Source organism: Cupriavidus mimosae, from assembly GCF_023952485.1.
Taxonomy (GTDB): Bacteria; Pseudomonadota; Gammaproteobacteria; order Burkholderiales; family Burkholderiaceae; genus Cupriavidus; species Cupriavidus taiwanensis_C.
Genome location: NZ_JALHRY010000014.1, coordinates 24,943 through 39,768 on the forward strand (window position 1 = coordinate 24,943; position 14,826 = coordinate 39,768).

Genomic DNA, 14,826 nt, shown 5'->3' on the forward strand with positions numbered 1-14,826 from the left:
CGCAGTGGTTCAGGCCACCGCCACCTGCTGCACCAGGCGCTCGATCACGGCATCGGCGGCGACGCCGGCGGCATGCGCCTCGTACGACAGGATCAGCCGGTGGCGGAACACATCGCCGACCACGGCCTGCACGTCCTCGGGGGTGACGAAGTCGCGCCCGTGCAGCCACGCATGCGCGCGCGCCACCTTGTCCAGCCCGATCGAGCCGCGCGGGCTCACGCCCACCTGGATCCACTTGTCGAGGTCGTCGTCGACGGGCTTGGGAGCGCGCGTGGCCTGCACCAGCGCGACGATGTAGCGCTCCACCGCCTCGCTGACATGAATGCCATGGATGGCCGCTCGCGCGGCGAAGATGGCCTCGGGCGCGAGCCGCACCGGAGCGCTCGCGCCAGCCGCCGCGCCCCCCGCCTCTTCCGCGCGCGCCAGCCTGACGATATCGGCCTCGGCCTGCGCTTCCGGGTAGCCCACGCTGACATGCATCAGGAAGCGGTCCATCTGCGCCTCGGGCAGCGCGTAGGTGCCCTCCTGTTCGATCGGGTTCTGCGTCGCCATCACCAGGAACAGCGGCTCGAGCTTGTGGGTGGTGCCGCCGACGGTGACCTGGCGCTCTTCCATCGCCTCCAGCAGCGCCGCCTGGACTTTGGCCGGCGAGCGGTTGACCTCGTCGGCCAGCACCAGGTTGGCGAACACCGGGCCGGCCTGGAAGCGGAACTCGCCCTTGCCGCCTTCGCTGAAGTAGATCTCCGAGCCTGTGATGTCCGCCGGCAGCAGGTCCGGGGTGAACTGGATCCGCGACAGGCGCGCATCGAGGTTGCGCGCCAGCATCTTGATGGCGCGGGTCTTGGCCAGCCCCGGCAGGCCTTCCACCAGCAGGTGACCGTCCGCCAGCAGGCCCAGCAGCAGGCGCTCGATCATGCGCTGCTGGCCCACGATCGATTCGCCCATGCGCTGCTGCAGGGCCAGGACGTCGTCGCGTGTGCTCATGGGGCGTTCCTTGGTGCGGCCGGGCCGCGGCGGGCCTGGCCGCCGACGAACCACGCGTAGTAGGGATTGTCGGGATCGGCGCGCATGGCCTGCGTGATATGGCTGGCCCACGCCTCGCGGTCGCCGCGGTAGGCGTCGAGGCCGGCGCGGTAGAACGTGTGCAGGATCTCGCGCTCGTGGCGCAACTCGCGCCAGAAGGCATCGTCGGCGCCTGCCAGCGGCGGTTCGCTTTGCAGCGACAGCAGCCTGGACAACGATTCCGGGAAGGCATCGGGGCGGACCCAGCCGGCATATTCGATGCGCGGACGGTCGTCGGTCACGGCCGGGGCGTCGGCCGCATACCAGTCCAGTCCGGCACGGTCGGTGACCCAGGTGGCCAGCAGCGCCGCCGCCGAGCGCACGCCCACAGCCTGCAGCGCCGCGGCGACCCCGGGCTGGGCAAAGCGCGCGCGGACCTGCGCCACATCCAGCGCCAGCGGCGACATCGAACCCACCAGCAGCATCTCGTGCAGCTCGGTGGTCCACAGCGTGGCGTATGGAAATGCATCGAGGAAGCTGCGCACCAGCATGCGCGTATCGGCGTCGTTCTGCGTCGGCAGCGGCAGCCACTGCGCCACCAGGCCGCCGGGCTGCAGCCGCGTTGCCGCAAGCCGGTAGAAGTCGGTCGAATACAGGTTGGCCACGCCGGCGGCCGATGGCGGCGGTGGCTCCAGCGTGACCAGGTCGTACTGCTGCGGGCTCTGCAGCAGTTCGCGCCGGCCGTCGCGCAGGCGGATCTCCACGCGCGCGTCGGTGGCGACGCCGAAATTCCCCTTGAAGCTCGGCACCGCGCGCGCGACCGGCGGCAGCAGCTCCGCCACCACGCGCCGCTCCAGCCCCGGCCACGCCAGCGTCGCGCCCGCCGTGATGCCGGTGCCGAGCCCGATCACCAGCGCCGACTTCGGCGTGCCGTTGTGCACGATCAACGGCAGCAGCGCCTGCAGCCGCATATAGCGCTGCGAGGTCATGGCATCGCCGGAATTGGACACGCCCTGGATATAGAGGCGCCGGAAGCGGTTGGTGGCGGAGCTCTGCTCGACCACCGCCACGGTGGCGCCGCGCCCTTCCTCGTAGAACACCAGTTCGCCGCCGCGCGCCCGCGCCAGCAGCGTGGCGAGGCGGTCCGGCGGCGCCATCGCGGCGGCGATCACCGCGAGCACGCCCAACATCGGCACCGCCCAGCGCGCCGCCGGCCGCACCCCGCTGCCCAGCGCCACCGCCACCACGCCGACCACCGCCGCGGCGACCGCCAGCAGCGCCAGCGTACGCACCAGCCCCAGGTACGGCACCAGCACGAAGCCGGCCAGCGCCGTGCCGGCAATGCCGCCGAGCGTGTTGAGGGCGATCACGCTGCCCACGCCCGCGCCGATGCGCCGGCTGTCGACACTGACGCGCAGCACGAACGGGAACGCCGCGCCCAGCAGCAGCGTCGGCACGAACACCACCGTCAGCGCCGCCAGCGCAAAGCGTGCGCAGGCTGCCAGCAGCGGGCTCGCGGTCAGGCCCTGCACCCACGCCGACAGGCTGCCCTGCGCGCGCAGCAGCCATTCGCCCAGCAGCACGAATTCCAGCAAGGCCACCAGCCCGGCCGCCGCCACCAGCAGCCCGAAGGCGCCCCACGGGTCGCGCGCGCGGTCGGCATGGCGCGCGGCCAGCGCGCTGCCGATGGCGAGCCCGGCCAGGTAGGTGGCCAGCACCACGGTGAAGGCGAAGGTGCGCGTGCTGAGGAACTGCACGATGGCCTGCGACCAGACCACCTCGTAGCCCAGCGCGATGCCGCCGGCAGCGGCATACAGCAGCAGCGCAAGCCGGCCGTTGGCGACATCGCCGGCGGCAGCGGCGTCTTGCACTGCGTGGGCGCTGGCGGCAGCGCAGGGACTCGTTGCCCGCCGCGCCAGCAGCCAGGCACCCAGCGCCGCGACGCCGTTGAGCATGCCCGCCGCGATGGCGCTGCCGAGGATGCCAAGCCCAGGCACCAGCACAAAGCCAGCCAGCAGCGTGCCGGCGATGGCGCCGGCGGTGTTGGCGGCGTAGAGCCGGCCACCGTGCGTGCCAACGCGGCCCGGGCGCGAGCCCAGCACGCGCATCAGCACCGGCAGCGTGCCGCCCATGGCGGCCGCCGGCAGGATCACCAGCACGAACGGCAACGCCCACGCCAGCAGGCCCACCCGGCTCTCCAGCCAGGCAAACGGCGCGGCGGCCCGCGCCAGTGCCAGCGTTGCGCCGACGCCCAGCACCAGCACCGCGAGTTCCAGCCAGGCATACAGCCGCAGCGGATGGCCATGGCGGTCGGCGCTGCGGCCGAAGACCCAGCCGCCCAGTGCCAGGCCGCCGAAGAACGCGCTCACGGCGGTGGTGACGGCGTGTACCTCGACACCCACCACCAGCGCGAGCTGCCTGATCCACAGCACCTGGAACACCAGTCCCGCGGTGCCCGAGGCAAAAAGCAGCAGGGCAGGCACCAGCGCGGCGTCATGCCACGCCTGCCCGTCCTGCCCCGCCTGTGCGGCGGCCCGGGCGCCCTGCCCGTTGGCGGCCGTCGCATACCGCACCTTATCCTTGCCGGAGCCTGCGCCGGCGCGCGCTTCTACCATGGTGCGATCCCTGTGGAATGGGCCAGCCAGCCCCTGCAGCGGAAGCCGGCTGGCCGGTCACGCCTGAGGCTACTTGCTGCCGGCCGCGCCCCTGTCGAGCGACGACATCACCGCCTCGGTCATCTGGTCGATGGTGAAGCTCGCCGGCCGCTGGCTGGGCGGGTAGTCCTTGAACGACTGGAGGAACGGTGCCACCCGCGACGACGCATAACTGATCATGTAGGCGTTCTTCGCGGTCCAGTCGTAGTACTGGTCGGAAACCGTATCGGCCCGCTCATAGGGGTCCATGCGCAGGTTGAATGCCTTGGGCACGCGCAGGCAGGTGAACGGGTTGGCCCAGACCTGGAAGCCGCCTGGCTGGCGCTGCTCGCAGAACACGAACTTCCAGTCGTTGTGGCGCATCGCCACCAGCTGGCCGTCATCGTTGAAGTAGAAGAAGTCCTGGCGCGGCCCGGTGTTGCTCTGCCCGGTCAGGTATGGCAGGAAGTTGTAGCCGTCCAGATGCACCTTGAACGATTTGCCACCGATGCTGGTGCCCTTGAGCAGCCGGTCCTTGATATCCGCATCGCCGGCCGCGGCCAGCAGCGTCGGGAACCAGTCGAGCCCGGAAATCATCGTGGTGGACACCGTGTTGGGCTTGATCCGGCCCGGCCAGCGGATGATCGCAGGCACCCGGAACGCGCCTTCCCAGTTGGTGTCCTTCTCGCTGCGGAACGGCGTGGTCGCGGCATCGGGCCAGCTGAACTGGTTGGGGCCGTTATCGGTGCTGTAGATGACGATGGTGTTGTCGGCGATCTTCAGGTCATCGAGCGCCTTGAGCAGCTTGCCGACGTGGCCGTCGTGCTCGATCATGCCGTCGGCGTACTCGTTGCCCGGCATGCCGCTCTGCCCCCGCATCGACTCGCGCACGTGGGTGAACACGTGCATGCGGGTGGTATTCATCCACACGAAGAACGGCTTGTCGGCCTTCACCTGCTTGTCCATGAAGCCGATCGCCGCCGTCGTGGTCTCGTCGTCGATGGTCTCCATGCGCTTGCGGTTCAGCGGCCCGGTATCCTGGACCTTGCCGTCGGCGAACGAGTGGATCACGCCACGCGGCGCGTTGGCCTTGACCCAGGCCTCGTCGTTTTTCGGATAGTACGGACGCTCGGGCTCCTCTTCCGCGTTCAGGTGATAGAGGTTGCCGAAGAACTCGTCGAAGCCGTGCGCGGTGGGCAGGTACTCATTGCGGTCGCCCAGGTGGTTCTTGCCGAACTGGCCGGTGGCATAGCCCAGCGGCTTGAGCGCCTGCGCAATGGTCACGTTCTGCGCCTGCAGCCCGACCGGCGCGCCCGGGATGCCGACCTTCAGCAGGCCCGTGCGCAGCCCGACTTCACCGGTGATGAAGGTGGAGCGGCCGGCGGTGCAGCTGTTCTCGCCGTAGTAGTCGGTGAACAGCATGCCCTCCTGGGCGATGCGGTCGATGTTCGGAGTGCGGTAGCCCACCACGCCGTGGCTGTAGGCGCTGATGTTGGTCTGGCCGATGTCGTCGCCAAAGATCACCAGGATGTTCGGCTTCTTGCCGGATGCCGCCGGCGCCGCCAGCGCGGGCGCGGAGGCCGCGGCAACCGGGGCGCTGGTCGCCACCGGCGGATTCTCGCGGGCCGGCACCGGTGCGGCCGCGCTCGGTGCCGGCGTGGCGGCAGGCGCCTGTGCCGCCGGCTGCTGCGCCTTGGGCGGGGTCTCCTTCTTGTCGCAGCCGGTCACGGCGACCACCACGGCGGCCACGGCCAGCATCGCCAGCCTGGAACTCCGCCCTCTGACTATGCGTTCTTCAACTCTGTGCATGTCCCGCCTCCGTTCATTGACCCGTTACGGTCGGTTTGCTGCTGATACGTGTGGTCATGGCTTGCCGGCCGGATAGACCTGCTGCCAGTCCCGCTTCATGCTGACCACCGTCCAGCCCCTGGCGCGGGCCACGTCAAGGGCCTTGTCGAGCTTGCCGACCTTGGACTGGCGGTCATAGGCGAACTCGCGCTCGGCATCGTCGTGATGCACCAGCACGGCCAGGCGCGGGCCGTCGCCGCCCGTGGTGTACTCCAGCATCTGCAGGTCGCCGTCGGAGTTGCCCACGGCGAGGATGGGCCGGCGGCCGATATGGCGGTAGATGCCGACCGGCTTGCCCGGCCCGTCATCGATGAAGTCCAGCTTGGGGTCGCGCACCAGCACCGGCTTGCCGTCGCGCACCTGGTAGCGCACCGCCTGCGAGGAGCCGATCACCTGTTCGGGCGGGACGCCGTAGATGGCCTGGCTCCACGGCCGCATGAAGTCGATGGTGCCGCCCGAGACGATGTAGGTCTTGAAGCCGTTGGCACGCAGGTAGGACAGCAGTTCCAGCTGCGGCTGGTACACCAATTCGGTGTACGGCCGGTTGAATTTGGGATGCCGGGACTTTGCCAGCCAGTCGCGGATGGTGCGGTCGTACTCGTCGACGGTCATGCCGCTGTTGGCGCTGGCGATCAGCGCCAACAGCGGCTTCTCGTTGCGCATCAGGGCCTGCATGTCGTTGGCCATCAGCGCCGTGAAGGCCGGGTTGCTGCGCCACTCCGGGTGCTGCGGAGCCGCGGCGCGGATCTGGTCGAGCAGGAAGAAGAACTGGAAGTACAGCGGCTGCTCGCTCCACAGCGTGCCGTCGTTGTCGAACACGGCCACGCGTCCCTCCGGCGGCACGAAGCCGGGCGAGCCCGGCCGCGTCACGTCGGCGACGAAGTTCAGCAGCGCCTGCCGGGCCGCACCGTCGCGCCACGACGGCAGCGCCGTTGCGGCGGTCTGCACGGACTGCGCGGCCGCATCCTGCGCCGCCGGCGCGGTGGCGGAGGTCGAGCAGCCGGCCAGCGCCAGGCCGGCCAGCGCCAGCGCGGCGATGGCCATGCGCGCGTGGCCGGCAAGGATTGCGGGAGGCGCTGCCCTGGTCATGTTGCTCGCTCCTGTAGCGTGTTGCCCTGCTGGAAAGAAACCTGGTTCGCGCGCGGCGTTAGCGCGCTGCCGGGTTGGCCGACCCGGCCATCGCCAGCGGTTGCCGCCGCTGCATTTCGGCCCAACGGCCTTCGTCCATCACCAGGCGGAAGCCGAGATGCGACATGCTGTTGAACGGGTCGGTGCCGCGCCGTGCGCTGGGGCGATAGCTCAGGCAGAAATCCTCGTTGCACAGAAACGAGCCGCCGCGCGTGACGCGCTTGGGCGCGTTGACCGGCACCCCCGGTTCGGACGGGTCCCACGATGCCAGCGGGCCCGACGGGTTTTCGATCGGCTGGCCCTTGCCGGCTTCGCGCCGGAACTGGTCGGCCCGGTACCAGTCGGCGACCCACTGCCAGGCATTGCCGGTCATGTCGGCGAGGCCGTAGCCGTTGGGCGGAAAGCTGCCGACCGGGCTGGTGCCCAGCGCGCCGCCGGCCTTGGGACTGACGACCGGAACCACGGGAAATGGCTGGTTCTGCTGGCCCTGCCAGACATTGGCCATCTGCCTGCCATCAGGAGCAAATTGTTCGCCCCAGGCATAGGTCGCCTGCTCCAGCCCGCCACGCGCGGCGAACTCCCATTCCGCTTCGGTCGGCAGCCGCTTGCCGGCCCACTTGGCATAGGCCTGTGCGTCTTCGTACGAGACCTGCACCACCGGGTGGTTGTCCTTGCCTTCGATCGAACTTCCGGGACCGGTCGGATGGCGCCAGTCGGCGCCGGGCACATAGCGCCACCAGCGCGAGTAATCCTGCAGCGGCACCGGCCGCGGCGTGCCGACGAAGACCATGCCGCCCGCGACCATGGCGCTGTCGGGCGGGCGCGGCGTGCCGGGCGGCAGCTGCACGCGCAGCGTTTCCCAGTCGGGCGCGCGCTCGGCGGTGGTGACATAACCGGTGGCTTCGACGAACTTGCGGAATTGCGCGTTGGTGACGTGGTGCTGGTCCATCCAGAACGCATGCACGCGCACCTTGTGCGCCGGCTTTTCATTGGGCTGCGCCATCTTGCTGTCGCTGCCCATCAGGAAGTCGCCGCCCGGCACGCGCACCATGCCGGCGGGACCAGTCTTGCCATCGCCGACGACAATGGCTGGCGCGGCCGGGGGCCGTCCCTTCAGATACCAGTAGCTGCCGCCAAGGCCGGCCGCGAGCCCGGCGCCGAGCAGGCCCGCCAGCAGCCACGCCCGTCTGCCGCCGCGCCGTCCGGCCGCCAGGGCCGCCGGGCCTGCATTGGGATTGCCGCTATCACGTGGTCCGCTCATTCCCTTGTCTCTGTATGCAAAACATCGAGCCGTTTCAGCGAAAACAATGATCTCAGATGGGTTCGGCAATCAGAAGTCAGCTTTTTATGATTTCAGGCAGCAGTGAATTAAGTTTTTTTCGCATTCCGCTCGCCTCAGCGCCAGGCGCTGCCTACCTGGATATAGAACGCATTCTGGCCCTTGCTGTGCGCCACATCGACGCCGATCGACACCCCCAGCTTGCGCGCGATCATGTAGCGAAAGCCCGCGCCGACGCTGTAGATGGTCGAAGCATCGGAAAAATCGTGCCAGCGCCCATAGGCCTTGCCGACGCCGGTGAAGCCCAGCAGCGACCAGCGCGGGGTCACGTCCCAGCGCAATTCCATTTCCGCCGCGAGCGCATTGCGGTCCTGGTAGCGCCCCTTCTGCACCCCGCGCAGGTCGACGTAGGGCTGCGCATAGAACGGCACGTCGCCGCTGGAAAAGCGCGTATCGGCGCGCAGGCCGAGGATCACGGTGCGCGCCAGCGGCAGCCAGGTAAAGCCGCGCGCGTTGTACATGTTGAACGACTGGGTACTGCCGAAGCCGCCGCGCGCGAACTGCGCCTCGAGTTCGGCATAGCTGCCGCGGCTGGGGTAGAAGATGTTGTCGCGCGAGTCGTAGTCGATCACCAGGCCGGCCTTGCCGATGCGCTGGGTCCGGTCGAAGCTGCCGAGCTCGCCGGCATCGCCAAACCTGAAGGTCGCGGTCGAATCGAAATACACATAGCGCGGGCCCACGTACCAGCGGGTCTCGGCAATGCGCACCAGCAGCTGCTGCACCAGGAACACCCCGCGCAGCTCATAGGCACGCGGCCGGTTGCGCAGGCCGTAGTAGTCGAGGTGGGCATCGACCTTGGCCAGGGCGCCGAGATAGCGGTAGCGGTCGCCGTCCCAGGTGTGGAAATGCGCGACGCCGGCGCCCCAGGTGCCATTCTCGGTATACGCGCCGCCGATGCCGGTGATGTTGGGCGGCGCCGGGCCCTTGCCGCTGGCCCTGGCGCTGGCGGCCGCGTCGGCCATCGATTGCGAGAAGAACATCAGCCCGAGGCCCGCGCCATAGCCGACCGCCGGCTCGGTGATGATGGTGGGCACGGGCAGCGCGCCGCTGTGGTTGAGCAGGAAGTCGCTCAGGTCCAGCGCGCCGTCGTCCGGGTCGAAGAACGACAGCGGCTTCTTTGCCCCAGCCGCGTCGGCCTGCGCCCATGCGCCGCCGCACCAGCACACGGCCAGTGCGCCCATCAGCGCGGCAAGGCGTTTTGTCATGGCGGGAGGAATCATCGGCAAGCATCATCGCCGGGCGGCTTCGGCCTTGTGAAGTAAAACCTTGCGATGCCGTGATGAAAGTTTTTACGTGCTTTTCTTGCGTGTTTTCACGCCAACAGTGATGCGGGGGTTTGCTGCTAGTATGCAATGTCAAAAAACCGGCGCGGACGCCGACCGCATGCCCTGCCCGGTCTGTCCTACCTGTTGATGCATGCCAAAGACCTTCGCACGACGGCTTGCCTTGACTGCCCCGCTGCTGCTGGCCTGTGTTGGCGCCCACGCCACCGAAGGCGCGCTCGGGCGTCCCGTGACCGGCACCAGCGTGCTCCCCAATGCGGGGGTGGTGTCGCCCGAACCGGCGTTGATCGTCAATATCGGCGAGATCTATCTCGACGGCTCGATCGGCGGCAGCCGCACCGTGCCGATCGCGGGCAAGGCCTCGGCCGGCATCGACGGCAAGATCGCCTTCACCCTGGCCACCGTGATGAAAGTGTGGGACACCGACACCCGCGCCTGGAGCTTTGCCTCCAGCTTTACGCTGCCCTATGTGTGGACCAAGGTCACGGCCAGCCTTGCCATCGGCGGCCGCGGCCTCAGCACCCAGGACACCGCCTCGAACCTGTTCGACATCTCGTTCGCGCCGGTCATCGCCGGCTATCATTTTTCCAAGACCGAACACGTGGCGCTGAGCCTGAACGTGTGGGCGCCGACCGGCAAGTACGACCCCAATGCCCTGGCCAATCCCAGCCTCAACAACTGGACCTTCATTCCGCAGGTGGCCTACACCAGGCTGTTCCCCGAGCACTGGCTCGAGTTCGATGCCGTTGCCGGCATCCAGTTCTACACCCGCAACCACGCCACCGACTACCACAACGCGCCGCTGTTCACGCTCGACACGATGCTGCTCAAGCGCTTTGCCAACGGCGCCGGCGTTGGCCTGATCGCCGGCACCACGCAGCAGCTGGGCGACGACAGCGGCCCGCTGGCGGACCGCCTGAACGGCTTTCGCGGGCATGACTGGGCAGTGGGGCCGATCGTCACCTACGACACCAAGGTCGGCGCCAGGAGCCTGCTGTCGCTGGGCCTGCGCTGGGTGCCGTCGGTGGCAAGCAAGAACCGGCTGAAGAGCACCAACACCTTCATGGGCACGGCAACGCTGGTGTTCTGAAGGCATCACGCGTTGACTAGAGATACCCACGCGCCAGCGTCCGCGTTGATCAAGCGCAAGCTCTAATCCCTTTCCTGCCTGCAAACTGGCGCCCATGACGACGTTGCCCTCTTCTTCCCCCGCTTCCAGCGCTCCCCCCGACGCCAGCCAGCCCACCTCCGCAGCCCCCGCCGAGCCCCCACGCCGCCGCGCGCTGGTGCCGCGCGGCCGCTTCGCCTTTATCACCGGCATCCTCAGCTGGACCCTGCTGATCGCCAGCACGCTGTTCTGGTGCGCGCTGCTGTTTCCGCTGGCGCTGCTGAAGCTGGCGCTCCCGTTCACGGCGGCCAGGCGGCGCATCGACCCGCTGCTCAATGGCATCGCCACCGCCTGGATTGCCGGCAACACCGGCTGGTTCGCGTGGATCCAGCGCGAGCCCTGGGACATCCGGGGCCACGAGGGCCTGCGCTATGCCGATTGGTACCTGGTCAACTGCAACCACCAGTCGTGGGCCGACATCTTCGTGCTGCAGCGTGCGCTGAACCGGCGCATCCCGCTGCTGAAGTTTTTCCTGAAGCAGCAGCTGATCTATGTGCCGGTGATCGGGCTGGCCTGGTGGGCGCTGGATTTTCCGTTCATGAAGCGCCACGGCAAGGCCGAGCTGCGCCGCAATCCGGCCTTGCGGCGCCAGGACCAGGAGACCGCCCGCCGCGCCTGCGCCAAGTTTTCGCTGGTGCCGACCAGCGTGATGGTGTTTGCCGAAGGCACGCGCTTTACCGCGGCCAAGCACGCCGCGCAGGATTCCCCCTACCGCCACCTGCTCAAGCCCAAGGCCGGCGGGCTGGCGGTGGCGCTGAACGCGATGGGCAACAAGTTCCGTTCGCTGATCGATGTCACCATCGTCTACCCCGAAGGCGCGCCGGGCTTCTGGGACCTGGCCTGCGGGCGCGCGGGGCCGGTGCTGGTGCGGATGCGGCAGCTGCCGGTGCCGCCGTCGTTCTGCAACGCCGACTACGGCAGCGACAAGGCCTTCCGCACCGAATTCCACCACTGGCTGGCACGCCAGTGGGAGGCCAAGGATGCGGAGATCGACGCGCTGACGCCGCCGCGCCGGGGCTGATCGGCCGCTAGCCGGGCAGCCGCTCGATGGCGCGCTTGCCCTGCACCACCGCCGCCGTCAGCGACGGACTGCCGGCGTTGTCGCTGTTGGCGATGCTGATGTTGCCGGCGCCGGCCAGCCCGGGCCACGCCGCGTCGGGCGCCACGTTCTCGCCGGCCAGGCTGTCGGGCATGTAGCTGTAGCCGTGCGCCCAGCGGTTGACGGTGATGCCGCGGATGACATCCTTCGAAGCAAAGCCCTGGTGCCCCAGCATGCGGTCGAGCTGTGCGCGGATGTCGCGCTCCATGGCATCGAACGGCGTGCCCAGCAGCAAGGCGCGGCCAGCGCGGAAGCGGTCGCGCGCGGGCATGCCGCTGTCGGGCACGGCCGGCACATGGAGCATGTGCAGCACCGCGGGATCGGAAGGTTCCCGGCCGGCGGGCGGCTCCAGCCACAGATCGGTGTAGGTCATGGCGGGCGCATGGATGCGGCGCGTGCGCAGCGCGGCAAACGCCTGCCAGTGGTCCAGCGCCACCTTGGTGTAGACCAGCGGCGCCTTGGCCTCGTTGTGCAGCGTGGCCTTCTGCTGCGCCGGCAGCGACGGCAGCAGGTACGGGATCATCATGTTGTAGCCGGCCAGCACCACGTGGCGCGCCTCGACCCGATGCAGGTTGCCGCTGAAGCCATAGGTGACGCGCGTGATCGGGCCGTCGGGCTCGACCGCGATCGCGGTGCTGTTCAGGCGCAGCCGCACCGGTTGCCCGTCGCGGTCCAGGTGGCCGTAATCGAACGCGGCCGACACCACCTGCGCCGGCGCGGCGATGCGGGCCACGTCCGGGATCAGGCTCTGCACCAGCAGTCGCGCCAGCGAGGCATTGCCATCGGCAAACCACAGTCGCGAGGCGGGCGACTTGCCCAGCCGCGCGTTGCCCGCCGGCGCTGGCATGTTGGCGCCGGCGGGCAGGCCGATGGCGATGGCGTCGGCCACCGAAATGCCGTCGGCATCGAGCGCGTAGGCATCGAGGCTGCGGCTGCGCAGGAAGCGCTGCCCGGCCAGGCCGATGCCGGCCTTGTCGCGCAGGAACGTTGCGTAGCGCATTGCGCGCAGCGCTGCGGTGCGCTCGGCGCCGGACAGCGCCGGCAGGTAATCGGTGGTGCCGGCGACCAGCCGCGTCAGTGCGGCGCGGTCCGCGACGGGCAAGGGCGCGCTGTCGAGGAAGCGCGACAAGGCCGCAGGATCGGGGCCGCCAGACGGGCCGCCCGCGCGCGCGCCGCTGCGCGCGTCGATCGCTTCGCCGAAGGGGTCGCCTGCCACCCACTGGTCGCGGCCGAAGTGCTCGGCGTCGAAGAACACCGCGCGGCCCATGCCGAGCGCGGCATACGGGTCAGCGGCCGCGGCCGCGGGCGGCTGCGCGGCATCGAGCCCCAGCCCGGCCAGCAGCTCGCGCACCGCGGCGTCGCCGGCCGCGCTTGCCGGCATCTCGGCGCTGCCGCCATATGTCACCAGCCGCTTGCCGCGCACCGTGAACTCGTTGCGCTTGGCGTGGCCGCCGAAATCGTCGTGGTTGTCGAGGATCAGGATGCGGCGGTTGGCGCCGAAGCGGCGGCGGTAGAACCACGCCGCCGCCAGGCCGCTAAGGCCGCCGCCGACCACCACCAGGTCGAAGGCTTCGCGCGCCAGAACCGCGGGATACTTCGCGCCTTCGCGCGCCAGGCTGTGAGCCAGCGTGTAGGTGCCGGCATGGTTGCCGCGCAGGCCGGTGAGCGCCGGCGGGTAGGCAGCGGACGGCGCGCCGGCGCGCGGCTGCGCATGCAGCAGCTGCGCCGGCGCCAGTCCCGCGGCAATCGCCAGCGCGGTGCCATTGAGGAAGTCTCTTCGGGTGATCGTCATCGGCGGCTCATGGTTGGGCGTCGGTCTGGCGATGCGCGGCCAGGGCCCGGCGCCGCGCGGCCACGTCGGCCTCCGCCACCGGCGCGGCGCGGTTGCCCCAGCTGCCGCGGATAAAGGTCAGCACGTTGGCCAGCTCCTGGTCGTCCAGGGTCCAGCCATAGCCGGGCATGTGGTAATCCGACGGCGCGGTGGCCACCCGTGCGGTCACGGCGCCGTCGAGCAGCAGGTTGACCAGCGAGGCCGGATCCGGATCCGCCACGGTCGGGTTGCCGGCCAGAGGCGGGAAGACGCGGGCGAAGCCCTTGCCGTCGGCACCATGGCACGGCATGCAGAACACCGCGTACTGACGCGCGCCGGGCAGGTCGAAGCGGCCCTGCCGCAGCTGCTGCGCGGTGGCGGGATCGTGCCGGAACGGCTTGTCTTCGCTGCGCGCGCCAGGCAGGGACTTGAGGTAGGCGGCAACCGCGTCCAGGTCGGCCGGGCTCAGGTACTGGGTCGCGGTGGAAACCACCGTCGACATCGGGCCGAACGAGGTCGCGTGCGCATTGCGCCCGGTGCGCAGGAACTCGGCGATGTCCGCGCGCGACCAGGCACCCAGCCCGGTGACCTGGTCGCCGGTCAGGTTGGTGGCCGACCACCCTTCCACGCTGGCCCCGGCCAGGAAATGCCGGCTGCGCTCGTCCAGGCCCTTCTCGGCGAACAGCGTGCCGCGCGGCGTATGGCAGGCACCGCAATGCGCCACCGCCTGCACCAGGTAGGCGCCGCGGTTCCAGGCGGCATCGCGCGCCGGATCATTGCGGACCGGGTCGTCATCGAGAAACAGCACGTTCCACACCGCCAGCAGGCCGCGCATGCCGAACGGCCAGCGCATCTGCGGCGCGGGATTGCGCTGCGCCACCGGCGCCACCTCGGCGCGCAGGTAGGCGTACAGGGCCGCCACGTCGCCGGCTTGCATGCGCGCATACGACGGATACGGCATGGCCGGATACAGGCGCTTGCCGTCGCGCGCCACGCCATGGCGCACGGCGCGGTCGAACTCGGCCAGCGTGTAGGCGCCGATGCCGCTGCCGGCATCGGGCGTGATATTGGTCGAATAGAGCGTGCCGACCGCGGTGCGGATTGGCAGCCCGCCGGCAAAGGGCTTGCCGCCGGTGCTGGTATGGCAGGCGGCGCAGTTGGCGATGCGGGCCAGGTAGCGGCCGCGTTCGACCTGCTGCGCGTCGCCGGCGGCCTGCGCCAGGCCCGCGGGCAGCAGCACGGCCAGCGCCAGCCCGGCCAGCTGGCGCCATGCGCGGGAGAAAGCGAGGCCAGGCCCGTGGCAAGGGAAGCGCATGGATACAGTCAGCTCATGCCGCCGACACGGCCCAGTTGGCCGCCAGCACCAGGCAGGCCACCAGTCCGGCGGCGACGGCCACGCCGGTCACGATCAGCGGCACCGGGCGCAGGTTGTCCAGGTCGCGCTGGTGCTCGCTGCCCTGGCGCAGGCCGAAGAAGCCCCACAGCACGGTCCGCAACAGCCTCAACGGGTTCATGG

General features: G+C 69.8%; 11 protein-coding genes. 2 read left to right on the forward strand and 9 right to left on the reverse strand.

All coding sequences use genetic code 11. The annotated features are described in order from the left end of the window. Window positions 1-9: 9 nt before the first annotated feature. From MKD50_RS23230 to MKD50_RS23255, 6 genes are all read right to left on the reverse strand, one after another. Window positions 10-984: an AAA family ATPase gene (locus MKD50_RS23230; RefSeq protein WP_240074516.1), complete on the reverse strand. Its 975-nt coding sequence runs from the start codon at window positions 982-984 to the stop codon at window positions 10-12. Beyond that, window positions 981-3,617, reverse strand: a complete 2,637-nt coding sequence (locus MKD50_RS23235; protein ID WP_252668826.1) for a fused MFS/spermidine synthase — start codon at window positions 3,615-3,617, stop codon at window positions 981-983. The genes MKD50_RS23230 and MKD50_RS23235 overlap by 4 nt, the downstream gene beginning before the upstream one ends. Before the next feature lie 69 nt (window positions 3,618-3,686). Continuing rightward, a complete protein-coding gene (locus tag MKD50_RS23240) occupies window positions 3,687-5,393 on the reverse strand; it encodes an arylsulfatase (protein ID WP_240074514.1) in 1,707 nt (568 codons plus the stop codon). 105 nt (window positions 5,394-5,498) lie between these two features. After that, complete coding sequence (locus tag MKD50_RS23245) at window positions 5,499-6,572, reverse strand: HAD family hydrolase (protein ID WP_252668827.1); 1,074 nt, start codon at window positions 6,570-6,572, stop codon at window positions 5,499-5,501. A gap of 58 nt (window positions 6,573-6,630) precedes the next feature. After that, the gene (locus MKD50_RS23250; protein ID WP_252668828.1) at window positions 6,631-7,872 is read right to left on the reverse strand and encodes a formylglycine-generating enzyme family protein; all 1,242 of its coding nucleotides are present in this window, start codon (window positions 7,870-7,872) and stop codon (window positions 6,631-6,633) included. Window positions 7,873-8,006: 134 nt separating this feature from the next. After that, window positions 8,007-9,155 (reverse strand): BamA/TamA family outer membrane protein, encoded by a 1,149-nt coding sequence (locus MKD50_RS23255; protein ID WP_252668829.1) that lies wholly within the window; start codon window positions 9,153-9,155, stop codon window positions 8,007-8,009. Between the two features lie 211 nt (window positions 9,156-9,366). Here MKD50_RS23255 and MKD50_RS23260 point away from each other — a divergent pair, with 211 nt between their 5' ends. Continuing rightward, on the forward strand, window positions 9,367-10,323 hold the full coding sequence (locus MKD50_RS23260) for a SphA family protein (RefSeq protein ID WP_252668830.1): 957 nt from the start codon (window positions 9,367-9,369) through the stop codon (window positions 10,321-10,323). Window positions 10,324-10,519: 196 nt separating this feature from the next. After that, window positions 10,520-11,422: a 1-acylglycerol-3-phosphate O-acyltransferase, YihG family gene (gene yihG, locus MKD50_RS23265; protein ID WP_252668969.1), complete on the forward strand. Its 903-nt coding sequence runs from the start codon at window positions 10,520-10,522 to the stop codon at window positions 11,420-11,422. A 7-nt stretch (window positions 11,423-11,429) separates the two neighbouring features. Here the strand turns inward: yihG and MKD50_RS23270 are convergent, their stop codons facing one another. Genes MKD50_RS23270 through MKD50_RS23280 form a run of 3 tightly spaced genes read right to left on the reverse strand, consistent with a single transcriptional unit; the run spans window position 11,430 to window position 14,824 of the window. Beyond that, window positions 11,430-13,292 carry an NAD(P)/FAD-dependent oxidoreductase gene (locus MKD50_RS23270; protein WP_252668831.1) on the reverse strand — a complete coding sequence of 621 codons (1,863 nt, stop codon included), beginning with the start codon at window positions 13,290-13,292 and terminating at the stop codon, window positions 11,430-11,432. Between the two features lie 7 nt (window positions 13,293-13,299). Next, window positions 13,300-14,625: a c-type cytochrome gene (locus MKD50_RS23275; protein ID WP_252668832.1), complete on the reverse strand. Its 1,326-nt coding sequence runs from the start codon at window positions 14,623-14,625 to the stop codon at window positions 13,300-13,302. A gap of 13 nt (window positions 14,626-14,638) precedes the next feature. Beyond that, window positions 14,639-14,824, reverse strand: a complete 186-nt coding sequence (locus tag MKD50_RS23280) for a DUF2970 domain-containing protein (RefSeq protein WP_012352788.1) — start codon at window positions 14,822-14,824, stop codon at window positions 14,639-14,641. Window positions 14,825-14,826 lie beyond the last annotated feature (2 nt).

Coding starts and splice junctions, on each gene's coding strand:
- MKD50_RS23270 (WP_252668831.1), bottom strand. CDS start 13,292: ATGACGATCACCCGAAGAGACTTCCTCAATGGCACCGCGCTGGCGATT.
- MKD50_RS23250 (WP_252668828.1), bottom strand. CDS start 7,872: ATGAGCGGACCACGTGATAGCGGCAATCCCAATGCAGGCCCGGCGGCC.
- MKD50_RS23280 (WP_012352788.1), bottom strand. CDS start 14,824: ATGAACCCGTTGAGGCTGTTGCGGACCGTGCTGTGGGGCTTCTTCGGC.
- MKD50_RS23275 (WP_252668832.1), bottom strand. CDS start 14,625: ATGCGCTTCCCTTGCCACGGGCCTGGCCTCGCTTTCTCCCGCGCATGG.
- MKD50_RS23240 (WP_240074514.1), bottom strand. CDS start 5,393: ATGCTGGCCGTGGCCGCCGTGGTGGTCGCCGTGACCGGCTGCGACAAG.
- MKD50_RS23230 (WP_240074516.1), bottom strand. CDS start 984: ATGAGCACACGCGACGACGTCCTGGCCCTGCAGCAGCGCATGGGCGAA.
- MKD50_RS23245 (WP_252668827.1), bottom strand. CDS start 6,572: ATGACCAGGGCAGCGCCTCCCGCAATCCTTGCCGGCCACGCGCGCATG.
- MKD50_RS23235 (WP_252668826.1), bottom strand. CDS start 3,617: ATGGTAGAAGCGCGCGCCGGCGCAGGCTCCGGCAAGGATAAGGTGCGG.
- MKD50_RS23260 (WP_252668830.1), top strand. CDS start 9,367: ATGCCAAAGACCTTCGCACGACGGCTTGCCTTGACTGCCCCGCTGCTG.
- MKD50_RS23255 (WP_252668829.1), bottom strand. CDS start 9,155: ATGACAAAACGCCTTGCCGCGCTGATGGGCGCACTGGCCGTGTGCTGG.